General features: G+C 72.6%; 22 protein-coding genes. 15 read left to right on the forward strand and 7 right to left on the reverse strand.

Annotated elements, in window-relative coordinates:
- Nucleotides 1-2: 2 nt before the first annotated feature.
- The 12 genes from EIY87_RS25765 to menC are packed head-to-tail and all read left to right on the forward strand — an operon-like array spanning nt 3 to nt 12,387.
- Complete coding sequence (locus tag EIY87_RS25765) at nt 3-224, forward strand: MbtH family protein (protein WP_125312470.1); 222 nt, start codon at nt 3-5, stop codon at nt 222-224.
- A complete protein-coding gene (locus EIY87_RS25770; RefSeq protein ID WP_125312471.1) occupies nt 224-1,291 on the forward strand; it encodes an LLM class flavin-dependent oxidoreductase in 1,068 nt (355 codons plus the stop codon). The genes EIY87_RS25765 and EIY87_RS25770 overlap by 1 nt, the downstream gene beginning before the upstream one ends.
- A gap of 20 nt (nt 1,292-1,311) precedes the next feature.
- Nucleotides 1,312-1,863, forward strand: coding sequence for a flavin reductase family protein (locus EIY87_RS25775; RefSeq protein ID WP_125312472.1), 552 nt, complete (start codon nt 1,312-1,314; stop codon nt 1,861-1,863).
- Nucleotides 1,864-1,871: 8 nt separating this feature from the next.
- A complete protein-coding gene (locus EIY87_RS25780; protein ID WP_225440047.1) occupies nt 1,872-3,560 on the forward strand; it encodes a (2,3-dihydroxybenzoyl)adenylate synthase in 1,689 nt (562 codons plus the stop codon).
- Nucleotides 3,557-4,795, forward strand: a complete 1,239-nt coding sequence (locus EIY87_RS25785; RefSeq protein WP_125312473.1) for a DegT/DnrJ/EryC1/StrS aminotransferase family protein — start codon at nt 3,557-3,559, stop codon at nt 4,793-4,795. The genes EIY87_RS25780 and EIY87_RS25785 overlap by 4 nt, the downstream gene beginning before the upstream one ends.
- 31 nt (nt 4,796-4,826) lie before the next feature.
- Entirely contained in the window at nt 4,827-5,894 is a 1,068-nt protein-coding gene (locus EIY87_RS25790) for an LLM class flavin-dependent oxidoreductase (RefSeq protein WP_125312474.1), read from the forward strand.
- Between the two features lie 17 nt (nt 5,895-5,911).
- On the forward strand, nt 5,912-6,097 hold the full coding sequence (locus tag EIY87_RS25795; protein WP_125312475.1) for a tautomerase family protein: 186 nt from the start codon (nt 5,912-5,914) through the stop codon (nt 6,095-6,097).
- Nucleotides 6,090-7,265, forward strand: a complete 1,176-nt coding sequence (solA, locus tag EIY87_RS25800) for an N-methyl-L-tryptophan oxidase (RefSeq protein WP_125312476.1) — start codon at nt 6,090-6,092, stop codon at nt 7,263-7,265. Before EIY87_RS25795 ends, solA begins: the two co-directional genes overlap by 8 nt.
- The gene (locus tag EIY87_RS25805; protein ID WP_125312477.1) at nt 7,262-8,950 is read left to right on the forward strand and encodes a condensation domain-containing protein; all 1,689 of its coding nucleotides are present in this window, start codon (nt 7,262-7,264) and stop codon (nt 8,948-8,950) included. The genes solA and EIY87_RS25805 overlap by 4 nt, the downstream gene beginning before the upstream one ends.
- Nucleotides 8,947-10,431 (forward strand): amidohydrolase family protein, encoded by a 1,485-nt coding sequence (locus EIY87_RS25810; protein WP_125312478.1) that lies wholly within the window; start codon nt 8,947-8,949, stop codon nt 10,429-10,431. Before EIY87_RS25805 ends, EIY87_RS25810 begins: the two co-directional genes overlap by 4 nt.
- A gap of 19 nt (nt 10,432-10,450) precedes the next feature.
- On the forward strand, nt 10,451-11,284 hold the full coding sequence (locus tag EIY87_RS25815) for a GNAT family N-acetyltransferase (RefSeq protein ID WP_125312479.1): 834 nt from the start codon (nt 10,451-10,453) through the stop codon (nt 11,282-11,284).
- Nucleotides 11,281-12,387, forward strand: coding sequence for an o-succinylbenzoate synthase (gene menC, locus EIY87_RS25820; RefSeq protein ID WP_125312480.1), 1,107 nt, complete (start codon nt 11,281-11,283; stop codon nt 12,385-12,387). Before EIY87_RS25815 ends, menC begins: the two co-directional genes overlap by 4 nt.
- A 13-nt stretch (nt 12,388-12,400) precedes the next feature.
- Here the strand turns inward: menC and EIY87_RS25825 are convergent, their stop codons facing one another.
- Nucleotides 12,401-13,267: an alpha/beta hydrolase gene (locus EIY87_RS25825; RefSeq protein ID WP_404800109.1), complete on the reverse strand. Its 867-nt coding sequence runs from the start codon at nt 13,265-13,267 to the stop codon at nt 12,401-12,403.
- 127 nt (nt 13,268-13,394) lie between these two features.
- Complete coding sequence (locus EIY87_RS25830) at nt 13,395-14,696, reverse strand: cytochrome P450 (RefSeq protein WP_125312481.1); 1,302 nt, start codon at nt 14,694-14,696, stop codon at nt 13,395-13,397.
- Nucleotides 14,697-14,876: 180 nt separating this feature from the next.
- On the opposite strand from EIY87_RS25830, the gene EIY87_RS25835 reads away from it, so the two are divergent.
- Both EIY87_RS25835 and EIY87_RS25840 read left to right on the forward strand, forming a co-directional pair.
- Entirely contained in the window at nt 14,877-15,695 is an 819-nt protein-coding gene (locus EIY87_RS25835) for an SAM-dependent methyltransferase (RefSeq protein ID WP_225440148.1), read from the forward strand.
- Nucleotides 15,696-15,714: 19 nt separating this feature from the next.
- Nucleotides 15,715-17,832, forward strand: a complete 2,118-nt coding sequence (locus EIY87_RS25840; RefSeq protein ID WP_225440049.1) for a putative bifunctional diguanylate cyclase/phosphodiesterase — start codon at nt 15,715-15,717, stop codon at nt 17,830-17,832.
- On the opposite strand, the gene EIY87_RS25845 is transcribed toward EIY87_RS25840, so the two are convergent.
- From EIY87_RS25845 to EIY87_RS25855, 3 genes are all read right to left on the reverse strand, one after another.
- A complete protein-coding gene (locus EIY87_RS25845) occupies nt 17,775-18,683 on the reverse strand; it encodes a DMT family transporter (RefSeq protein ID WP_225440050.1) in 909 nt (302 codons plus the stop codon). The two genes, EIY87_RS25840 and EIY87_RS25845, sit on opposite strands and share 58 nt — an antisense overlap.
- A gap of 67 nt (nt 18,684-18,750) precedes the next feature.
- Nucleotides 18,751-18,897: a hypothetical protein gene (locus EIY87_RS49280; RefSeq protein ID WP_404800097.1), complete on the reverse strand. Its 147-nt coding sequence runs from the start codon at nt 18,895-18,897 to the stop codon at nt 18,751-18,753.
- 107 nt (nt 18,898-19,004) lie between these two features.
- Complete coding sequence (locus EIY87_RS25855) at nt 19,005-19,724, reverse strand: DUF2786 domain-containing protein (RefSeq protein ID WP_125312484.1); 720 nt, start codon at nt 19,722-19,724, stop codon at nt 19,005-19,007.
- A gap of 76 nt (nt 19,725-19,800) precedes the next feature.
- Between EIY87_RS25855 and EIY87_RS25860 the strand changes: the two genes are divergently transcribed.
- The gene (locus tag EIY87_RS25860; protein ID WP_158641360.1) at nt 19,801-20,817 is read left to right on the forward strand and encodes a GNAT family N-acetyltransferase; all 1,017 of its coding nucleotides are present in this window, start codon (nt 19,801-19,803) and stop codon (nt 20,815-20,817) included.
- On the opposite strand, the gene EIY87_RS25865 is transcribed toward EIY87_RS25860, so the two are convergent.
- Both EIY87_RS25865 and EIY87_RS25870 read right to left on the reverse strand, forming a co-directional pair.
- Complete coding sequence (locus tag EIY87_RS25865) at nt 20,792-21,349, reverse strand: TetR/AcrR family transcriptional regulator (RefSeq protein ID WP_125312486.1); 558 nt, start codon at nt 21,347-21,349, stop codon at nt 20,792-20,794. The genes EIY87_RS25860 and EIY87_RS25865 overlap by 26 nt on opposite strands.
- Nucleotides 21,328-22,125, reverse strand: coding sequence for an SGNH/GDSL hydrolase family protein (locus EIY87_RS25870; protein WP_125312487.1), 798 nt, complete (start codon nt 22,123-22,125; stop codon nt 21,328-21,330). The genes EIY87_RS25865 and EIY87_RS25870 overlap by 22 nt, the downstream gene beginning before the upstream one ends.
- Nucleotides 22,126-22,229 lie beyond the last annotated feature (104 nt).

Here is a 22,229-nt window from a genome sequence, read left to right on the forward strand (position 1 = left end):
TCATGAGTGGCAATCCGTTCGATGACGAGAACGGCCGGTTCTACGTTCTGACCAACGACGAGGGGCAGCACTCGTTGTGGCCTGTGTTCGTCCCCGTGCCGAGCGGCTGGAAGGTCGTGTTCGGGGAGCACGGCCACGCGGAGTGCGTGGCGTACGTGGAGGAGAACTGGACGGACATGCGGCCCGAGAGCCTGCGGCTGGCGATGGAGGGCGGTGCGCGCTGATGGAGTTCGGACTGTTCTACTTCGCCAACGCGGACGACCACCGGCAGGGGTACGAACTGCTGCTGGAAGGGGCGCGGTTCGCCGACCGGAACGGGTTTTCGGCGGTGTGGACCCCGGAGCGGCACTTCCACGAGTTCGGCGGCATCTACCCGAACCCGGCGGTGACCGGGGCGGCGATCGCGGCGGTCACCGAGCACGTGGCGATCCGGGCCGGCAGCGTGGTCGCGCCGCTGCACAACCCGATCCGGATCGCCGAAGAGTGGTCGGTGGTCGACAACCTGTCCGGCGGGCGCGCCGGGATCGCGTTCGCCTCCGGCTGGCACGCGGGGGACTTCGTGTTCAGCCCCGGCCGCTACCACGACCGCCGCACGGACAACGTCGCCGCGCTGGAACAGGTTCGCCGGCTGTGGCGCGGCGAGTCCGTGACGGTGCCCGACGGCGTGGGCAACCCGGTCGAGATCCGGACCCTGCCGCGGCCGGTACAAGGCGAACTGCCGGTCTGGCTGACCACGAGCGGCAGCCTCGAGTCGTTCGAGTCCGCCGGCCGGCTCGGGGTGAACGTCCTGACGCACCTGCTGGGCCAGGAGCTCGCGGACATCGAGCAGAAGGTCAAGGCGTACCACGCCGCCTGGCAGCACGCCGGGCACGCCGGGCGCGGGCACGTCAGCCTGATGATCCACACCTTCCTCGGCACGGACCGGGCCGAGGTGAAGGAAGTCGTGCGGGAGCCGTTCAGCCAGTACCTGCTGAGCTCGTTCGACCTGATCGCGCGTGCGGTCGGGCGCACCGGCTCGGCGGGGATGGCGAGCGACATCGCCGCGCTCACCGACGCCGACCGCCGGTTCCTGATCGACGCCGCGTTCGACCGGTACTTCCTCACCAACGGCCTCTTCGGCAGCGTCGAGGACGGGGTGGAGATCTGCGCCCGCCTGGCGGACGCGGGCGTCGACGAGCTCGCGTGCCTCATCGACTTCGGCGTCGACGGCAAGCTGGTCCTCGACGGACTCGACCGGCTCGGCGAACTCCGCCAGGTGTGGGAGCAGAAGGTACCCGCGACGGCGAACTGAACTGCGTTGGGGGACAAGTGATGTCAGATCCGGTGGCGGTCGGCCAGGTGCCGGCGGCCGAAGACTTCCGCCTGGCCATGCGGTTCCACGCGGCGGGCGTCGCGATCGTCACGGTGGACTCCGGCCGCGCGACCGCGGGCTTCACGGTCAGCTCGCTGGCGTCGCTGTCGCTGCGGCCGCCGGCGGTGTCGTTCAACATCGCCCACCGCTCCTCGAGCATGCCGGTGCTGCGCGCGTCGGACACCGCGGTGATCCACCTGCTTTCGACCGGGCAGGAGGAGCTGGCGCGCCGCTTCTCCGGTCCGGCGGAAGAGCGCTTCGCCGACCCGTCGCTCTGGCACCGCCCGGCCGGTGGCGCGCCGGTGCTGCACGACGTCCCGGTCCGCTTCCACGTCAGCCTGGTGGACCGGATCCCGATCGGCGACCACAGCGTCGTGGTCTGCGCCGTCGAGCAGGTTTTCGCGGACCGCGCGCACCTGCCGGCGTCCCGCCCGCTCGTCTACCGCGACGGGTGTTATCAGGAGGTCTCGCCGCTGGTGCGGCAGAACCCCGGCCCGAACCGAACTTTGTGAGGAAGTGCATGGACAGCATGGAGAACCGGGTGTCGGCTGGGACACCCACCTGGCCGGACCGGCTCGCGGCGGAGTACACCGCCGCGGGGTACTGGCGGGGGAAGACGTTCGGAACCCTGATGTGGGAGTGGGCCGACGACCGCGGCGACGACACCGCCGTGGTCGACGGCGCGGTCACCTTGTCCTACTCCGACCTCGCCGTGCAGGCCGACGCCCTCGCCGAGAAGCTGCTCGGGACCGGGCTGGCGCGCGGGGACAAGATCGTCGTGCAGCTGCCCAACTGCTGGCAGTTCGTGGTCCTGTTCTTCGCCTGCGCGCGGATCGGCGTCGTGCCGATCATGACGCTGATGCCGCACCGGGACCACGAGCTGGTGCACATCGCGCGCCACGGCGGGGCGACGGCGCTGGCCACCCCGTCGACCTGGCGCGGGTACGAGCACGAGCAGCTCGCGCACCGGGTCGGCGAAGCCGTACCCGCCGTGCGCACGCTCCTGGTCGTCCGCGAGGACGGTGCGCCCGGGACGCCCTCGGACGGCTGCCTCGACCTGACGGCGATGTGCATCCCGGCCGGGGACGCCGACGAGCGCCGGAAGAAGCTCGACGAAAGCGCTGTCAGCAGCCGGGACGTCGTCACGTTCCTGCTTTCCGGCGGCACCACGGGGTTGCCGAAGCTGATCGGGCGCACCCACGACGACTACGAGTACAACGCCCGGCGCAGCGCGGAGGTCTGCGGGTTCACCGCCAAGACCGTGTACCTGGCCACGATGTCGGCGTCGCACAACTTCTCCCTCGCCTGCCCCGGGCTGCTGGGCACCTTCGCCGTCGGCGGGACCGCGGTCCTCGTACCCACCCCGAGCCCGCGCAACGCGTTCGCGGCGATCGAACGGGAACGCGTCACCGTGACGGCGCTCGCGCCGTCGGTGGCGAAGCACTGGATGGACACCCTCGCGGCCGACCCCGGCCGGTTCGACCTGAGCAGCCTGGAGACGCTGCAGATCGGGTCGGCGCGGCTGGCGACGGAGCTGGCCAAGCGGGTGCAGCCGATCTTCGGCTGCCGGCTGCAGCAGGTGTACGGGATGGCCGAGGGCCTGCTGTGCTACACGCGGCTGGACGACCCCGACGAGGTGGTGGACGCCACCCAGGGCCGCCCGATGAGCCCGGCCGACGAGATCCGCGTCGTCGACTCGAACGGGAATCCCGTGCCGCAGGGGGAAATGGGGCTGCTGGAGACGCGCGGCCCGTACACGATCCGCGGGTACTACGACGCCCGCGAAGTGAACGCGCAGTCGTTCACCCCGGACGGCTGGTTCCGCACCGGCGACATCGTGCGCGTGCACGAGTCGGGGAACCTCGTGGTCGAGGGCCGGTCGCGGGACATCATCAACCGGGCGGGCGAGAAGATCTCGGCCGAAGAGGTGGAGAACCACCTGTACCTGCTGGCCGCCGTGCAGCACGCGGCGGTGATCGCCGTCCCGGACGAGCGGACCGGCGAACGGATCTGCGCCTGCGTGGTCCTGCACCCCGGGACCGGGCTGGACCTGTCCGACGTCCGCGCGATCTTCGCCGAGATCGGCGTCGCGCAGTACAAGGTCCCGGCACAGCTGGAAATCCTGGACGCGCTGCCGCTGACGCCGGCGCGGAAGATCGACAAGAAGACCTTGCGCGAGCGGTTTTCCGAGAAGGTGAAGGCAGGATGACGACGTCGCGGTACATCGTGCCGGCGGCACGCAGAGGAAGCATTCTCGGTGGCGAGGAACTGGCCGCGCTGGCGGAGCTGATCGATTCCGGCGAGATCCTTTCGCAGGGGCGCCACCGGCAGCTGTTCGAACAGCGCTTCCGCGACCGGATCGGCTCGCGGTACGCCTTTTCGGTGACCAGCGGGACGGTCGCGCTCGACCTGGCGATCCACCTGCTCGGCCTGAGCCGCGGCGACGAAGTGATCGTCACCCCGCAGACCTACCGGGCGATGGCCCAGCCGCTGCTCGACCTCGACGTCAACGTCCGGTTCTGCGACATCGACCCGGACACGCTGAACATGGACCCCGAAGCGCTGCGGTCGATGATCAGCGAACGCACCCGCGCGGTCATCGTGGTGCACTACGGCGGGGCACCGGCGGCCATGCGGGAGATCGTCCGGATCGCCCACGACCACGGCAGCCTCGTGCTCGAAGACTGCGCGCACGCGCTGGGCGCGAGCTACCACGGCGAGCACCCCGGCGCGCTGGCCGACATCGGCTGCTTCAGCTTCCACTCGCTCAAGAACATCACGACGCTCGGCGAAGGCGGCATGATCACCTTCGCCCGGGACGACTGGGCCGAGCGGCTGAACCAGATCCGGTCCAACCGGGTCGACGGCTCGGTCCGGCCGAGCTGGGAGTACAGCCTGCCCGGCGGTTCGCTGCTGCCCTGGATGCGGGACGCCGACGACGTCTACACGTCGGACTACCTCCGCATCCTGCGGGCCGGCACGAACGCGACCCTGTCCGAGCCCGCGGCGGTCGTCGGCAGCGTCCAGCTGGACCGGCTCGACGACCTCGTGGAGCGGCGCCGGGCGATCGCGGCGAGCCTGGACGAGGTGATCGGGCTGAGCTCGGCGGCCCGGCCGCAGAGCCTTTCGGTGGACACCGAACACGCCTACCACCTGTACACGTTCATGGTGTCGGAAGGTGCGGAGGCCCGGGAACGCCTGGTCCGCTCGCTCGACCGGCAGGGCGTGCAGATCGAGCTCCGCTACTTCCCGCTGCACCTGCTGCCCGAGTGGCGGTGGCGCGGGCACGGGCCGGGCGAGTGCCCGGTCGCCGAGCGGTCCTGGTTCGGCGCGCAGGTCAACCTGCCCTGCTACCCCTCGCTGAGCGACGGGCAGGTCGAGCACATGACCCAGGCGCTGGCCACCGCCCTCGCCGAGACAGCCGGTGCCCTGACGGCCCGCTGACCAAGCTCCGACCGATTTTCGAGAGGTTGTCGTGGAATTCGGAATCAACTTCTTCCCCGTCGTCGACCCGGCGAGCAAGGGACCGGCGCAGTACTACGAAGAAAGCCTCCGCCTCGTCGAAGCCGCCGAGGCCGCCGGGTTCGCCCACGTCCAGACGGTCGAGCACTACTGCTCGCCCTACGGCGGCTACAGCCCGGACCCGGTGCTCTTCCTGACCGCCGCGGCCATGCGGACGAGCAGGATCCGCCTGATCACCGGCGCGGTGATCGCGGCGTTCGAGCACCCGGTGAAGCTGGCGTCCCGGCTCGCCGTGCTGGACAACCTGTCCCGCGGGCGCCTGGACGTCGGGTTCGGCCGCGGGTTCCTGCCCCGCGAGTTCGAGCTGTTCGGGTTCTCGATGGACGAAAGCCGGGCCCGGTTCCAGGAAGGCATCGAAGCGTGCCGGCGGCTGTGGAGCGAGACCGACGTGGTCTGGGACGGCAAGTTCCACAGCTTCGGCCCGGTCACCCTGCAGCCGCGGCCGTATTCGACGCCGCACCCGCGCGTCTACGTCGCTTCGGCGTCCACACCGGACTCCTGCGCCGCGGCCGGCCGCGAGGGCTACGGCGTGCAGGTCGTCCCGTCGGTCGTTTCGGTGGACCGGCTGCAGGAGATGGTGCGGCGCTACCGCGACGCGTGGGCCGAGGCCGGGCACGCCGAGCCGGCTCCCCGCGTGCAGATCAAGTACACCTGCTACGTCGCGGACGACCGCGAAACGGCGATGACGGTCGCGGACACCTGGGAGCGCAACTACATCGCGATGATGGCGCGGGAGGTCGCCGCGCTGGCGGAGGTCCGGAGCGCCGACTACCCGGGCTACGAAACCTTCGCCGACAAGGTGAAGAAGTACAGCCTGGGCAAGGCCCTCGCGGACAACAAGGTGCTCGTCGGCACCCCCGCGGAGGTGACGGCCCAGCTGGAAACCATCGCGCGGTGGTTCGGCCCGGACATCAGCGTCAGCCTGCAGTTCAACCCGGGTGCGATGCCGGAGGCGCAGTCGCGGCGCTCGTTCGACCTGTTCGTGCGGGACGTCATGCCGAAGTTCGCCGAGACCGCCTGACGCCGGGAGGAGCGACGATGCCGTACATCAACGTCAAGATCTACGAGCACCGGCTCGACGCCGACACCGAGCCGGCCCTGATCGAACGCCTCACCGAAGCCGTCGTCGCGGTCTACGGGGAGGAGATCCGGCCGACGACGTGGATCACGCTGGACCCGGTGCCGCCGCACCGCTGGGGGATCGGCGGTCGGCAGGGTGGCTGAGCACGACCGGGCCGCCGAGGTCGTCGTCGTCGGGCTGGGGGTGGTCGGTGCGGCCACGCTGTGGCGGCTGGCCGCCCGCGGCGTCGACGTCGTCGGCGTGGAACAGTTCACGGTCGGGCACCCGTGGGGGTCGTCGCACGGCTCGACGCGGATGTTCCGGACGACCTGCCTCGAGCACCCGGGTCTCGTTCCGCTGGCGCGGTTGTCCCGCCGGCTGTGGCGGGAGCTGGAGTCGGAAGCGGGCCGGCCGTTGCTGGCCGAGACCGGCGGGCTGCTGATCGGCCCGCCCGGCTGCCACCTGGTCGCCGGCACGCTCGAGGCGGCGCGCGTCCACGACGTGGCGGTCGAGGTGCTGGACGCCCCGGCCATCGCCCGCCGCTTCCCGGAGCACGGCGGCGTGCCGGACGACCACATCGCCGTCCTCGATTCCACCGCGGGGGTGCTCCGCGCCGAGGACGCCGTCCGCGCCGCCGCCGGCGCGGCCGGGCGGGCCGGTGCCGAAGTGCGGACCGGGGCCGCGGTGACCGGCATCGAGCTGGTCGACGGCGGGGTGGTCGTCACGACGGGCACCGGGACGATCCGCGCCCGGCAGGCCGTCGTGACGGCAGGCCCGTGGCTGCCGCGGCTCGTTCCGGAGCTGCCGCTGACCGTGGTGCGGACCCCGATGACGTGGTTCCGGCCGGCCGGCGGATCCGGCCGGTTCGGCGTCGAGCAGTTCCCCATCTTCCTGCGCGACCTGGGCGGGGCCGGCATCGTGTACGGCCACGGCACCCGGGACGGCGGCCTGGTCAAGTTCGCGCTCGAGTACGACGACGACGCCGCGGTGTTCCGCGAAACGTCGGCGGCGGACTGCGACCGGCGGATCGCGGAGCAGGACTGGAAGCGGATCGAAGCCATCGCGCGCTGGGCCGCACCGGGGCTGGTGATCGAACCCGCCGAGACGACCGTGTGCATGTACACGCTGACCCCCGACCGGCAGTTCCTCGTCGGCCGGCCGCACGGGGACCCGCGGCTGGTGCTCGGCGGCGGGGACAGCGGGCACGCGTTCAAGCACGCGCCCGGGCTGGGCGAGGTGCTCGCGGACACCGTCCTCGGCCGGCCACCGGCGGTCGCGCTGGACTTCGCCGACCCCGGCCGATTCGACCCCGGCGTTCCGAGGCGGGCATGACCGACGAAAACCACTGGACCATCGAAGAAACCCTGCCGGTGACCCCGCGGGCACTGGCGGAGCTGTACGCCCAGGTCCTCGGGCTCGACGACGTCGGGCCCGACGACAGCTTCTTCGACCTCGGCGGGGACGACGTGTCGGCGCTCCAGCTGGTCAGGCGGGCCCGCGCGGCCGGCGTGCTGCTGAAGCCGGACGACGTCGCCGAGCACGAGACCCCGGCCGCCCTGGCGCCCTTCGCCCGCCAGGGCGGGGCCTCGGCGGACCCGCTCGACGACGTCGGGGTGGGTGCGGTGGCCGTCACCCCGATCATCGAGGCGTTCCACGCCCACGGCGGGCTGGTCGACCGGTTCTTCCAGGCCATGCTGATCGCCACGCCGGCCGGGCTGGACCTGGCCGGGGTGTCCCGGTTGCTGCAGGCGGTCGTCGACCACCACGACGTGCTCCGCCTGCGGGTGGCGTTCGGCGACGACGGCGGCTTGGCGCTGACGGTGCGGCCCGCCGGAGCCGTTCCCGTCGCGCGGTACCTCGTGCGCGTCGACTGCCGGGGGCTGTCCGGCGAGCAGGCCGAGGCCGCGTTCGCGGCCGAATACGAAGCGGCCGGTGACCGGCTCCGGTTGACCGCGGACTCGCTGCTGCAGCCGGTCTGGTTCGACCACGGGCCGGACCGGCCCGGGACGTTGCTGGTGCTGATCCACCACGTTGCGGTCGACGGCGTGTCGTGGCGGATCCTGCTGCAGGACCTCGCGGCGGGCTGGGCGGCGATCAGCGCCGGCGAGCCGATCGGCCTGCCGGCCACCGGGACCTCGTTCCGGCGCTGGTCCCTGCTGCTGGCCGCGCAGGCCCACGCCCCGGCGCGGACGGCGGAACTGCCGGTGTGGGAAGGGATCCTGGCCCCGGCCGAGCCGCTGGTGAGCCGGGACCTCGACCCGGAGAAGGACGTCTACGCCACCGCCGCCAAGGTCTCGAAGCGCTTGTCGGTGGCGCGGACGGTTCCGCTGCTGGGGACGGTCCCGGCGGCGCTCGGCGCCGGGGTACAGGACGTCCTGCTGGCCGCGTTCGCGTTCGCGGCGGCGCGGTGGGCGCGCCTGCGTGGGCGGGCGAGCGGGCCCTTCGTGGTCGACGTCGAAGGGCACGGGCGCGACGAATCCGTGGCGCCGGGCGTCGACCTGTCCCGCACGCTGGGCTGGTTCACCAGCATGTACCCGGTCCGCCTCGACCCGGACGCGGTGGACTGGGACGACCTGCTCGCCGGCGGGGCCGGAGCCCGGCGCGGGGTCGAGCGGATCAAGGAGAACCTGCGTGCGGTCCCCGACGGCCTCGGGTTCGGGTTGCTGCGCCACCTCAACGCGCGGACGCGCGCGCGGCTGGAGCCGACGGTCCGGCCGGACACCGGGTTCAACTACCTGGGCCGGGTGTCGTCCTCGACCGGCGGCAGCCCGTGGACCCCGCTGCCCGGGCCCGGCGAAGGCGGCGGTTTCCTCGGTGGCGGCCAGGCCGACATGCCGCTGCTGCACGTGCTCGACCTCAACGCGATCACCTACGACACGCCCGACGGCCCGCAGCTGGTGGCGAACTGGACCTTCGCCGGCGGGCACCTGACCGAGCACGAAGTCGGCGAGCTGGCGGACCTGTGGTTCGCCGCGCTGGGCGCGATCGCCGCCGGCGCCGGGCACGGCCGGGGATGAGCGCGGCGCGGACGCTCCTGCGCGGCGGCCGGGTGATCGACCCGGCCGGCGGCTTCGACGGCGTCGCCGACGTCCTGGTGACCGGCGACCGGATCACCGCGGTCGGCGCGGTGCCGGCGCCGGAACCGGGGACCACGGTCGTCGACGTCGCGGGGCTCGTGGTCGGGCCGGGGTTCGTGGACCTGCACAGCCACGCGCAGTCGATCGCCGGGCTGCGGCTGCAGGCGATGGACGGGGTCACCACGGCACTGGAGCTGGAGGCCGGGCTGATGCCGCTGGCGCGGGCGTACGCCGAGGCGGCCGCGGCCGGGCGGCCGGTGAACTACGGCTTCTCCGCTTCGTGGGGTGCGGCCCGGGCGAGCGTGCTCGCCGGCGTCGAGCCCGACGCGCGGGTCCAGACCACCATGGCGGCGCTGGGCGACCCGCGGTGGCAACGGTCCTCGTCCCCGCCGGAGCTGGCCGCCTGGCTGTCCCTCCTGGACGACGAGCTGGCCGCCGGGGCACTGGGCATCGGGGTGCTGATGGGGTACGCGCCCTACTCGGCGCCGTCGGAGTTCCTCGCCGTCGCGCGGCTCGCCGCGAACGCCGGGGTGCCGGCCTACACGCACGTGCGCGAGCTGGCCGAGGTCGATCCGGCGATCCCGGTCGACGGGGCGGCGGAACTCGCGCTGGCCGCGGCGGAAACGGGCGCGGCGATGCACCACTGCCACGTCAACAGCACGTCCGGGCGGCACCTCGAGCGGGTGCTGGGCACGCTGGACGCGTCGCGGCGGGAAGGGTCGCGGGTGACCGTGGAGGCCTACCCGTACGGCGCGGGCAGCACGGCGGTCGGGGCCGCGTTCCTCGACCCGGAACGGCTGCGGCTGAAGGGGCTCGGCCCGGCCAGCGTGGTCATGCTCGAATCCGGTGAACGCGTCGCGGACGAGTCCCGCCTGCGCGAGCTGCGGCGCGCCGACCCGGGCGCGGCGTGCGTCCTGGAGTTCCTGGACGAGCGGGTCGCCGCCGACCGGGCGCTGCTGCACGCGGCTCTGGCCTTCCCCGGCGCCATCGTGGCCAGCGACGCCATGCCGGTCACCTGGCCCGGCGGCGTGCGGGAGAGCACGGACTGGCCCTTGCCGCCCGGTGGGTCCACCCACCCCCGCACCGCGGGCACCTTCGCCCGCGCGCTGCGGGTGATGGTGCGCGAGACGGGCACGTGGACGTGGCTGGAGGCCTTCCGCCGGTGCTCCCACCTGCCCGCGCGGGTTCTCGACGACGTCGCCCCCGCGGTGCGGCACAAGGGCAGGCTCGGCGTCGGCGCGGACGCCGACCTGGTGGTGCTCGACCCCGAGACGATCACCGACGCCGCCACCTTCGCCGATCCCACCCGGCCGTCGGCCGGGGTCCGGCACCTGTACGTCGCCGGGGTCCCGGTGGTCGCGGACGGGGAGCTGCGCTCCGACGTGCTGCCCGGGCGGCCGGTGCGAGGTGAGCCGCGATGACGGCGGAAAGGACGGTCCGATGGCCGAAGTGGTGACGGAGAACCCGGAACTGGTGGCGGGCGACGCCGCCGCGGCGGCCGGGGTGGTGGTCCGCGAGCTGGCCGGCGTACCGGAGCTGACCGCCGTGTGCGCGCTCTTCCAGTCGATCTGGGGCGGCACGCTGGTCACCGTCGAGCTGCTGAAGGCGATGGCGGCGGCCGGGAACTACGTGGCCGGGGCCTTCGACGGGGACCGGCTCCTCGGCGGCTGCCTCGGGTTCTTCGGCAACCCGGCCAAGGCCGGCCTGCACAGCCACATCGCCGGGGTCGCCCGCGCGGGGGCCGGCCGGGGCGTCGGCTTCGCGCTCAAGCTGCACCAGCGCGCCTGGGCGCTGCGCGCGGGCGCCACCCACGTCTCCTGGACGTTCGACCCGCTCGTGCGCCGCAACGCGCACTTCAACCTGGCCAAGCTGGCCGCCCGCCCGGTGCGCTACCTGCCGGACTTCTACGGCCCGATGGGGGACGCCATCAACGGCTCCGGCGCCACGGACCGGCTGATGACCACCTGGGACCTCACCAGCCCGGCGGTCGAAGCGGCGGCGCACGGCCAGTTGTCCATTGTGGACGGAACGGGCGGTGTGCCCGCGCTGTCCGTCGGCGCGGACGGCGGCCCGGTGCCCGGCCCGGCCGACGGGCCGGTCGTGCTGGTCGCGGTGCCACCCGACATCGAAGCCGTGCGGGCGAGCGACCCCGGGCTGGGCCGCGCCTGGCGGATCGCGCTGCGGGAAGTGCTGCACGGCCTGATGACCGGCGGCGCCCGGGTCACCGGGTTCGACCGGGCGGGCCGGTACGTGGTGTCGAAGGAGCGGCCGTGAAGCTCACCGGGGTCGAGATCCTGCGCGTGCGGATGCCCTTGGTGGCCCCGTTCCGGACCTCGTTCGGCTCGCAGGACGTGCGGGACCTGGTGCTGGTGCGGGCGGTGACTCCGGCCGCGGAGGGCTGGGGCGAGTGCGGCGCGATGGCCGCGCCGGTGTACTCCCCGGAGTACGCCGACGGCGTCGAGCACGTGCTGCGGACGTACCTGGTGCCGGCGTTGCTGGCGGCGGGCGAGCTCGCCGCCCACCGGGTCGGGCCGCTGCTGGCGGGGTGCAAGGGGCACCGGATGGCCAAGAGCGCCGTGGAGATGGCCGTCCTCGACGCCGAGCTGCGGGCGCACGGGACGTCGTTCGCGACCGCGCTCGGGTCCACGAAGGACAAGGTGCCGTGCGGGGTTTCGGTCGGGATCGCCGACTCCGTCCCGCGGCTGCTCGACGAGGTCGAGGGCTACCTCGCGGCGGGCTACCGGCGGATCAAGCTGAAGATCGAGCCGGGCTGGGACGTCGAGCCGGTCCGCGCGGTCCGGGAGCGGTTCGGCGACGACGTCCTGCTGCAGGTCGACGCGAACACGGCGTACACGCTGTCGGACGCGCCCCAGCTCGCCCGGCTCGACCCGTTCGGCCTGCTGCTGCTGGAACAGCCGCTGGACGAGGAGGACCTGCACGGCCACGCCGAGCTGGCCCGGCACGTGCGCACCCCGATCTGCCTGGACGAGTCGGTGGTGTCGGCCCGCTCGGCGGCGGACGCGATCCGGCTGGGCGCGTGCCGGATCGTGAACATCAAGCCCGGTCGCGTCGGCGGGTACCTGGAGGCGCGCCGGGTGCACGACGTGTGCGCGGCCAACGGCGTCCCGGTGTGGTGCGGCGGGATGCTCGAGTCCGGCCTCGGCCGCGCCGCCAACGTCGCGCTGGCGTCCCTGCCGGGCTTCACCCTGCCCGGGGACACGTCCGCGTCCGCGCGCTTCTACCGCACCGACATCACCGAGCCGTTCGTGCTCGAGGACGGGTACCTGCCGGTGCCGTCGGGCCCGGGCCTCGGCGTCACGCCGATCCCGGACCGGCTGGCCGAGGTGACCGGCGCGCGGACCTGGCTGGGCGCGTGACCACCCGGCCGGCTCAGATCGACTTCAGCCAGTCCGACACCACGCCGAAGTACGTCGGGGCGTTGGGGGCGTAGTTGATCGCGTGGCCGTAGCCGTCGAGGATGAACGTCCGCAGGGGGCCGCCGAAGAACGGGGCTTCCGATGCGCGCAGGGCTTCCGGGGATGAGCAGTCGCTGCCCAGGGTTCCGCAGAAGTGGGGGTCGTTGCCCAGCACCAGCAGGACCGGGACGGTGATCTGCTGGGAGGCCGGGGTGACCACCGTCGTCAACGTCAGGCTGTCCACCGCTTCCGTCGTCGCGAAGACGTCCTTTGTGGACTCGTCGTACGCGATCGCCGCCTCGTCGAGGGGGCCGGGGGCGTGGAACGCCGTGTAGCGGGTGCCGGGGCTCGTGGTCAGGTAGCCCGCGTCGCGGCCGGGGACGGCCGGGTCCAGCGGGGCCGGGATCATGTTGGCGAGGACCGGGATCACCGTGATCAGGTTCATCCGGTGGGTCATTCCCGTCACCAGGACGCCGTCGACGTCGTGGTAGCGGCCGGCTTCGATCATGGCCATCGCCGCGCCGATCGAGTGGCCGCCGATGATCACCTCGGGGAAGCGGGACCGGACGGACTGGATCACCTGGTGGGCCGCCGTGGCCTGGACCGAGGCGTTCAGCAGGGTGCTCAACGGCTTCGAACTTCCTCCGGTTCCCAGGCGGTCCAAGGCCAGGGTCGCGATGCCCGCGTTGTTCATCGCCAGCCGGAACGACCGGGTCTCCGGGGTGTAGCCGATGTCCCAATAGGACGCGTTGTACGTCCCGCCGGGGATGAGGACCACCACCGTGCGCGCTTCCGGTGGGGCGCACAGGCGGCCGTGCATCGTCTGGGGGAGCAGGGCCACCGTCACCGGGACGTTGAGGTCCTCGCACGTCGCCGTGGCCGCTCGCGCGGGGGCCGGGAGCAGGGTCAGCAGCAGGAAAACCGCAGCGCAAACACGTAGGCGGAACACGGGGGGTACGACCTCTCAGTCAGCGTCGGGGAACAGCCGTCATCGGCAGGCTGTCCGGGTAGGCGGCGGAGGTGAACTTCACGCGGACCGGGTGGCCCGGGAGCGGGACCAGCCGCCAGCGTGCGGCCACCGTGGCCACCGTGATGACGATTTCGTTCTGGGCGAAGCGGTTCCCGATGCACTGCCGGTTGCCCGCGCCGAACGGGATGAACGCGCCCTTCGGCGGTTCGGCGGCGCGGTCCGGGGCCCAGCGGCCGGGATCGAAGCGGGTGGGGTCGGGGAACGACGCGGGGTCGTGGTGCAGCGCGTGGGGGCTGACGATCACCTCGGCACCTTCCGGGAGCCGGACGCCGCCGAGGTCGACCTCCTCGAGGGTGCGGCGCATCAGCATCCACAGCGGGTACCGGCGCAGCACTTCGTCGACCACCTGGCGGACGTAGGTCAGCTGCCCGAGGTTCTCGGCCGTGACCGGATCGCCGCCCAGCACCTCGTCGACCTCGGCGTGCACCCGCGCCTCCACCTCCGGGTGGCGGCCGAGTTCGTGGAACGTCCAGGACAGCGCCAGCGCCGTCGTTTCGATGCCCGCGGTGAGCAGCGTGAGCACCTCGTCCCGCGCCTGCTCGTCGGTCATGCCGGCGAGCAGCAACGTCGAGAGCAGGTCGCCGTGGTCGGTGCCGTCGGCCCGCCACTCGCGGATCACCGCGAGCACGATCTCCCGCATCCTCGTGATCGCCTCGTCGAACCGCCGGTTCCCGGGCACCGGCAGCTTTTCGACGAACTTCGGCGACAACGCGCGAATCATTCCCTGCTGGATGATCAGGTAAATGGATCTCCGCGCTTCGGCGATCGCCTCTTTTCCCAGTTCCGTGGAGAACAACGCCTCGCCGACGATCGTCACCGCGAGGCGCTGCATGTCCTCGTCGACCGGCCGCACCTCGCCGGCCCGCCAGGAATCGCCCAGTGCGGCCGCCGCGCGCCGCATGATCTCCGCGTAGGCGATCAGGCGGTCGCGGTGGAACGCCGGCTGCATCAGCCGCCGCTGGCTCCGGTGGAAGTCGCCGTTCGAAAGCACCAAGCCGTTTCCGACGAACGGCCGGAACTTGTCGAACATGGCGCCCTTGCGGAACTTCGGGCCCGCGGTGACCAGCACTTCGTGTGCCAGGCGCGGGCTCGTGACGAAGTAGGTGGGTGCCGGGCCGAGGTAGAGTTTCACGATCTCGCCGTGTTCGTGCAATGAACTGGTGAACGCGAAGCGTTGCCTCAGCAGTGCCGGAGTGTGCCCGAGAAAAGGCCACCGGCCCGGTGCGACCGGGGCGGTCATGGGGACTCCTCGTTGCGCCATTGTGTGGATTTCCCAAGGAGACGGCCTACGGTAGGCGCGTCCGGGCGAACGGTACAGTGCCCGATCGGGTGGCGTGGGCTCACGCATATGGCGCAGTCGCCGAATCCGGGGGAATCGCTAAGCTCTTTCCGGTCCCGACAGACTGAGAAGGTGTTCTTCGTGACACGATCACCGGAATGGGTACCACCGGGTGTCGATATCTCCGTGCCGAGCATGGCTCGCACGTACGACTTCATGCTGGGCGGCGGGCACCACTTCGCCGTCGATCGCGCGGTCGGTGAGCAGATCGAACGCGCGATGCCCGGCTTGCGCGACGCGGCGCGCGTGAACCGCGCGTTCCTCGGCCGCGCCGTGCGGTTCATGACGGCGCAGGGGATCCGGCAGTTCCTCGACATCGGCTCGGGAATCCCGACGGTGGCGAACGTCCACGAGGTCGCCCAGGCGCAGGACCCGGACTGCCGCGTGGTGTACGTCGACCGCGACCCGGTGGCGGTCGCGCACAGCGAGTTGATGCTCGTCGGCAACGACCGTGCAGCGATCGTGCAGGCCGACATGCGGGATCCCGAGAAGATTTTCGATGCGCCGCAGGTGCGCGCTTTGCTCGATTTCGAGAAACCCGTCGGGTTGCTGATGCTCTTGATGCTGCATTGGGTACCGGACGAATCCGGCCCGCTCGAACTCGTCGGGCGCTACGGCGCGGCGCTCGCGCCCGGCAGTTTCCTCGCGATCACCCACGTCACCGGAGATCACCAAGGCGAAAACCTCGAAGAGGCGACCGAAGCGATCAAGGAAAGCCGGAGTCCCGACCAGGTGAACCTGCGGACGCACGCCCAGGTGACCGAACTCTTCACCGGTTTCGAAATCGTCGAACCGGGATTGGTCGGCTGCGGGGAATGGCGGCCGGCCGGGCCGGCGGACATCTCCGCCGCCGCGGCGATGAACATGCTGGTCTACGCCGGGATCGGCCGGAAGAACTGATCGGACGCGCCCGATGCCGATGCCCGACCCCCCAGTGAACCGGCCCGCGGCCCCCGACCCGGAACGCGCGCGGAACCTGCTCGCCCGCAAGTGGGCGTACCTCCTCAGCGGCGTCACCGTCGTTTCGCTGAACCGCGAGGAGCTCGACGTCGAACTGCGCGGCGTGCTCGGCACGTTGTGCGACGCGCTGCGCGGCGCCTCCGCCGACACCGCGCCCGCCGAGCGGATCGGCGCGCGGCTGGTCGGCCTGGGCTACGTCGGCGAGCCCGGGCTGCGGTGCACGCTCGACGTCCTCGCGAAGGGCCTGCCCGCGCTGCCCGAACTGCAAGCGGTGGACCGCTTGGCCGAGCGCGTCGCGCTGACGCTGGGCGCGCTCTCGTGCGGGTTCCTGCTCGCGCACGAGCGCAGCGTCCTCGACCAGCAGGAGATCATGCACCTCTCGCTGCTCAAGGCGGTGCGGGACGCGCAGTGGCACCTCAAGGAAAGCGAGGCGCGCTTCGAAGAGGTGGTGACGTCGTCGGCGAGCGGCATCGCGCTGGTCGCGCTCGACGGCCGGATCGTGCGGGCCAACGCGGCGCTGGCCGAGATGCTCGGGCACCAGCCCGGCGAGCTGACCGGGTCCGCGCTGTACGACGTCGTCCACCCCGAGACCGTCGGCGTCCTGCGCGAGGCGATGACGGCGCTGCTCGACGGCGGCAAGGAGCGGGTCCGGCAGTCGCAGCGGCTGCTGCGCAAGGACGGCGACGTCGCGCGCATCTCGCTCACCGCGTCCCTGCTGCGCGACGCCGAGGACCGGCCGGGGCACTTCGTCGTCGTGGTCGAGGACGGCACGGAACTCATGCTGCTGCAAGGGGAACTGAGCCGCCAGGCCCTCCACGACGTCCTCACCGGGCTGCCGAACCGGCAGTACTTCGGCACCCACCTGGAGACGGCGCTGCGGCGCGCGGACCCGGTGTACGGCGTGACGCTGTTCCACGTCGACCTCGACGCCTTCGGGATGGTCTGCAACAGCCTCGGCCGCCGGGTCGGCGAGCAGCTGCTGATCCACTTCGCCCAGCGGCTGAAGGCGGTGATGGCCGGGGAAAAGGCGATGATCGCGCGGTTCCACAGCGACGAGTTCGGCATCCTGGTCGAGAACACGGCGACGACGCCGGACATCGGCACCATCGTGCGCGCCATCAACGACGAGCTCGCCGAGCCGTTCTTCGTCGACGGGCACGGGCTCGCGCTGTCGGCCAGCGCGGGCGTGGTGCACCGGCCGTCGAAGGGCATCGACCCGGTCGAGCTGCTGCGCGCGGCGGACCAGACCCTGCGGCGCGCCAAGGAAAGACGGCGCGGCCAGTGGAAGATGTTCGACCGCGAGGCCGACGCCGAAGACCGGCGGACGCAGGCACTGGCCGTCGGCATGGCCGGGGCGTGGGAGCACGGCGAGATCAGCGTCCGGTACCGGCCGATGGCGCGGCTGGCCGACGGCGGGGTGGCCGGCGTCGAAGCCCGCCTGCACTGGGCCCGGCCGGACGAACCGGCGCCGGCCCACGAGCAGTGCGCCGAACTCGCCGAGTCGACCGGCCTGGTGCTGCCGCTCGGCGACTGGCTGCTGCGCGCGGCGGGCCGGCAGGGCGAGTGGTGGCGGCAGCGCGCGGGATTCGGCCTCCCGGTGGTCGCCGGCCTGACCGGGCACCAGGTTTCGGACGACGCGCTGGGCACGCGCGTGACGCGGCTGCTGGCCGACACCGGCCTGCCGCCGGAGCAGCTGATGCTCGGCGTGCCGGTCGGCGCGCTGCCGGTGTCCGGGGTGATCGAGAACGTCACCGCGCTGGCGGACCTCGGCGTCCACGTGATGCTCGACGACTTCGGGCTGGGTCCGGACGACCTGCGGGCCGTCCAGGACCTGCCGGTCGACATCGTGCGCGTCGACCGGCGTCTCGCCGAATGGCAGGCGTGGTCGGACTCGACGTTCCTCGGCGCGCTGGTGCCGCTGGTCCGGCAGGTCGGCGCGACGCTCGTCGTCGACGGCATCCACACCGAGGACCAGGCGAGCTGGTGGCGCACGGCGGGCGCCGACCTGGCCACGGGCGACTACTTCGGGGTCGCCGGCCCGGCCGCCGAGTTCGCCGGGCAGTTCGCCGGCGCCTGAGGCCGCAGCCGGGTGAGGGCGACGGCGAACAGGACGATCACCATGCCGCCGACCACCCGCGGCGTCAGGGGCTCGCCGAGGAAGAGCGTGCCGAGCCCGACCGACACGACCGGGAGGAGGTACCCGACCGTGGCGGCCGCGGTCGGGCCTTCGTCCGCGATCACGCGGTAGTTGAGGTAGAAGGTGATCCCGGTGCCGAAGACACCGAGGACGGTCACTGCGCCGAGCGCCGTCAGGTTCACGTGCGGCGCGGTCCCGGCCACCGGCAGGGCGAGGGCGGTCAACGCGGTGGCGGTCGTCAGCTGGGCGGCCGACAGGGCGAGCGGGGCGCCGTCCGGCGGCAGTTTCCGCGCCATGTAAGCGAACGCGATCGCGTAGCTGAGGCCGGCCGCGAGCAGCGCGAGGGCGCCGGTGCTCAGCAGGCCTGCCTGTTCCCACGGCGCGAAGATCACCACGATGCCGGCGAAGCCGAGGCCCAGCCCGAGCAGGCGCGCGGGGTTGAGGCGGCGTTCCGTCCCGAGCGCGACGCCGATCAGCAGCGACCACAACGGCGTCGTGGCGTTGATGACCCCGGCGACCCCGGAGTCCACCGTGCGCTCGCCGATGCCGAAGAGCGCGAACGGCAGCGCGTTGCAGAAGAACGCGGCGACGACCAGCCGTCCCCAGGTCCGGCGGTCGCGCGGAAGCCGTTGGCGGGCCGCGAAAGCCAGCACCAGCAGCGTAACCGCGCCGAGCGCGCAGCGGATCAGCGTGAGGTGGACGGGGCTCAGCCCGGTCAGAGCCAGCTTGATCCACAGGAACCCCGAGCCCCACAGCAGGGCCAGTACCGCGACGCGCACCCAACCAGTCACGGTTCCACGGTGCCCAAGGTGTCCTATCAGAACAAGCGAACGTTTCTGGATGAACCGTTAAGCATTGCTACATCGGGTGCTCCGCCGAGGCGAACACCGGGGCGATGCCGCCGGGGATGAAGTTCTCGCCGTCCTGGAGCTTCACGCCCGTCCACGCGCGCCAGTCGGCGAGCGAGCCGGCCAGTACCACGGCGAACGGGCACACCTTCACCACGCGGGCGCCCAGGCGTTCGTGGGTGCGCAGCCGGCGGTCGGCGAGCAGGCCGTCCGGGCGGCGGCGGGCCGCGTACTCCGGGACGGCGATAGCGGCAACCGTGCGAGTCAGCGCAAGGCCTTCTGACGGCGGGTCAGCGCCGAGGGGTCGAGGTTCGCCTTCGTGCCGGCGTCGTGGCCGTCGAGGTAGCCGCTGCCCGACAGCCGCCGCGGCGCGGCCGAGCGCAGGTCGCCGTACTCGGCGTCGAACGCGTGCTGCACCAGCTGCGCGCGGTCGCGGACGACCAGCTCCGCCGACCGCGCACCGGGCGCCGCCGTGCGGACGGCTTCCGATTCGGCGTGCGTGAGCCGCTCGTGCACCGCGCGGGCGAAGCCGTGCAGCCACGTGCGCCGGTACGCGGCCAGCGATTCGCCGGGGAAGAAGCCGTCCGGCCGGACGCGGGTCAGCTGGGTGCTCGCCTGCAGCAGCAGGCTGGTGAACAGCAGCTCCACGCGGCCGAGGTCGGAGTGGAAGCCGAACACCGTGACGCTGTCGACCTTCTGGCCGTAGCGGTGCAGCAGCGTCCGGCACCGCAGCGGGTACGCGACCGAGGTGAGCAGGCTCGCCTTGTCGCGGCTGTACGGGTCGTTCATCGGGATCTTGAGCGTGCCGATCTCGTCGGCGGTCGCGCCGGACGCGGCGAGCATCGCCTGGTCGATCCCGTACCGCGCGACGAGCTCGGCGGCCTTCCGGTTGTACGCCTCGGCTTCCGCCTCGGTGACCGCCGGGTCCTCGGCCTTCGCCAGCAGCTTGCGGATGCGCTCGAGCTGCGGGTCTGACTCGGTCATGGAGGCAGGGTATTCGATCAGGTGTTCGGGCGCGTGCACCGGGTCGCAGCGTGTCGCGGACCGGGACACTGGAGGGATGGTGACGATCGAACGCTTCGACCCGCTGTCGGCCGGCGAAGGCGGAATCGCCGCTTACCACGCCGTGTTCGCGGCGAGCCGGGAAACCGACCGGCCCGGCGAACCCGTGCTGCCGCTCGGCGAGCTGGCCGGACGGCTGACGAGGCCGCTGCCCGGGATGGGCGAGGCGGCGCAGTGGGTGGCGTACCGCGGCGACGAGCTCGTCGCGTTCGCCGAGGTGCACTTCCTCGACGCCGAAAACCGCGGGATCGGGCTGACCGACGTCGTCGTGCACCCGGCCGCGCGGCGCTCGGGAATCGGCACCGCGTTGCTGCGCGCGGTGCTGCCGGAACTGCGCGCGCGGGGCCGCCGGAGCGTCGAAGGCTGGCAGGTCGTCGCCGGGTCCGCCGGGGAGCCGTGGGCCGAGGCGCTCGGGTTCCGGCCGGTGCGGACGATCGTGCGCCAGGTCCTGGTCGTCGCCGAAGCGGAGCGGTCGCGCTGGGACGTGGCCGTCCCGCCGGGCTATCGGGTTGTGCGGTGGAAGGGCGCGGCCCCGGACGGCTTGCTCGAGTCCTACGCCCGCGCGCGGGCGGCGATCCACGACGCTCCGCTCGGGGATTCGGGCTTCCGGTGGCCGGAGTGGACGCCCGCGCGGGTGCGCGCGGCCGAAGCCGAGGCTCGGTCGCAGGGTCTCGACCAGCGGATCGTCGCCGCGGTTCACGAGGGAACCGGGGAGGTCGCCGGGTTCACCGAGGTGTGCGTACACCCGCGCCGACCGGACTGGGGCTACCAGCGGGACACCGCGGTGCTCGCCGCGCACCGCGGGCACGGGCTGGGGCGCTGCGTCAAGGCGCACATGATCCGGTGGCTGGTCGCCGAGCGGCCCGGGCTCCGGCGGATCAGCACGACGACGGGGGCGGAGAACGCGCACATGATCCGGGTCAACCGCGAACTCGGCCTCCGCTCGTTGCCGGCCCTGATCGCCGTTCGGCAGGACGTCGACGCGTTGCTCAGCCCAGGTAGGCGTCGAGCGTGACGGCCAGCGCAGCCTCCGGGGACGGCGCGAAGCTCGCCCCCGCCAGGCCGCCCCACAGCCACAGCTGGGCGAGGCCGTGCAGCGCGGCCCACAGCGACGCCGCGACCAGCCGCAGGTCGGCGCCCGAGCGCGCGACCGGGGTCGGCACCGCCGCGACCAGCACGGCGAAGGTGTCGAACACCGCGCTCGCCGCCGCCGAGAGGGCCGGGTCGTCCGCGTCGACCAGGTCGCGGCGGAACATCAGCTCGAACATCGCCGGGTTGGCCAGCGCGAAGTCGAGGTAGCTGTGGCAGGCGGCGGTGAGCCGCTCCCGCGGCGAGGTTCCGGGCAGCGTGTCGCGGCGGGCGAGCAGGTCGGCGTACCCGCGGGTCGCGACGGCGGACAGCAGCTCGGCGCGGCCGGAGAAGTGCCGCAGCGGCGCGCCGTGCGAGACACCGGCCGCCTTCGCGATTCCGCGCAGCGTCACGGCTTCGACGCCTTCGCCGGTCAGGAGCTCGGCCGCGGTGTCGATCAGGCGTTGCCGGGTGCCCACGCTTCGTCCCTCGTCATGGGGAGCAGCTCCGGGCGCTTCGGCCCGAAGCCGTCGCCCGGCTGGCGGCCGATGAGCCGGTTGCGCGTGCGCGTCACGGCGACCGGCAGCACCTCGCGCAGCAGCCAGTGCAGGTCGGCGCGCCAGCTCCCCGCGGCCGCGACACCCGGCAGCGGCGCCAGCCAGCCGGGATCGTGCTCGAGCCCGAGCCGCCCGAGGACGTACGCGGCGAGCCTGCGGTGCCCGTGCTCGGACAGGTGGAGCCGGTCGGCGCCGAAGTAGCGGGAGTCGGTGACGGCCTGGTCGGGCCACAGGTCGATGAGCAGTGCCCCGTAGCTGACGGCGGCTTCGCGGATGGCCTCGTTGAGCGCGACGATCCGCGGCCGCATCCGCCGCCCGAGCGGCATCCGGCTGGAGACGTCGCTGAGGGTGAACGTCACGACGGTCGGCGAGATTTCGGTGCACGCGCGGATGGCGGCATCGACGCGGCGGGCGACGGTCCGCGCGTCCCAGCCCCGGCTCATGACGTCGTTGCCGCCGCCGAAGAGTGCGATCAGGTCCGGCTCGAGGCGCGTGGCGGCCGGGACCTGTTCGGGGACGATCTGGTCGAGCCGCCGTCCCCGGACGGCGAGGTTGGCGTAGCGGAAGCCCGGTTCCCGCTCGGCGAGGTCGGCGGCGACGAAGTCGGCCCAGCCGCGGTAGTGGTCCTGGCCGGGGTACGGGTCGTCGAGACCTTCGGCGCAGCTGTCGCCGAGGACGACGAAACGGTGGTAACTCATTCCGATCTCCGTAACCCGCGGTTCACCTTGTGGACACTGTCTATCAAACTCATGTAGACGGTGTCTACTCGGGTTCAGCCGAGCCGGGGCCTGCCGTCGAACCC

This window comes from Amycolatopsis eburnea, assembly GCF_003937945.1.
In the GTDB taxonomy this organism is placed as follows: domain Bacteria; phylum Actinomycetota; class Actinomycetes; order Mycobacteriales; family Pseudonocardiaceae; genus Amycolatopsis; species Amycolatopsis eburnea.

Excerpts from the sequence above, each read along its gene's own strand:
- EIY87_RS25840 (WP_225440049.1), top strand. The coding sequence starts at position 15,715 with ATGCCCGACCCCCCAGTGAACCGGCCCGCGGCCCCCGACCCGGAACGC.
- EIY87_RS25780 (WP_225440047.1), top strand. The coding sequence starts at position 1,872 with ATGGACAGCATGGAGAACCGGGTGTCGGCTGGGACACCCACCTGGCCG.
- EIY87_RS25855 (WP_125312484.1), bottom strand. The coding sequence starts at position 19,724 with ATGACCGAGTCAGACCCGCAGCTCGAGCGCATCCGCAAGCTGCTGGCG.
- EIY87_RS25870 (WP_125312487.1), bottom strand. The coding sequence starts at position 22,125 with ATGAGTTACCACCGTTTCGTCGTCCTCGGCGACAGCTGCGCCGAAGGT.
- EIY87_RS25860 (WP_158641360.1), top strand. The coding sequence starts at position 19,801 with ATGGTGACGATCGAACGCTTCGACCCGCTGTCGGCCGGCGAAGGCGGA.
- EIY87_RS25815 (WP_125312479.1), top strand. The coding sequence starts at position 10,451 with ATGGCCGAAGTGGTGACGGAGAACCCGGAACTGGTGGCGGGCGACGCC.
- EIY87_RS25770 (WP_125312471.1), top strand. The coding sequence starts at position 224 with ATGGAGTTCGGACTGTTCTACTTCGCCAACGCGGACGACCACCGGCAG.
- EIY87_RS25810 (WP_125312478.1), top strand. The coding sequence starts at position 8,947 with ATGAGCGCGGCGCGGACGCTCCTGCGCGGCGGCCGGGTGATCGACCCG.
- EIY87_RS25775 (WP_125312472.1), top strand. The coding sequence starts at position 1,312 with ATGTCAGATCCGGTGGCGGTCGGCCAGGTGCCGGCGGCCGAAGACTTC.
- EIY87_RS25805 (WP_125312477.1), top strand. The coding sequence starts at position 7,262 with ATGACCGACGAAAACCACTGGACCATCGAAGAAACCCTGCCGGTGACC.
- EIY87_RS25795 (WP_125312475.1), top strand. The coding sequence starts at position 5,912 with ATGCCGTACATCAACGTCAAGATCTACGAGCACCGGCTCGACGCCGAC.
- EIY87_RS25765 (WP_125312470.1), top strand. The coding sequence starts at position 3 with ATGAGTGGCAATCCGTTCGATGACGAGAACGGCCGGTTCTACGTTCTG.
- EIY87_RS25785 (WP_125312473.1), top strand. The coding sequence starts at position 3,557 with ATGACGACGTCGCGGTACATCGTGCCGGCGGCACGCAGAGGAAGCATT.
- EIY87_RS25830 (WP_125312481.1), bottom strand. The coding sequence starts at position 14,696 with ATGACCGCCCCGGTCGCACCGGGCCGGTGGCCTTTTCTCGGGCACACT.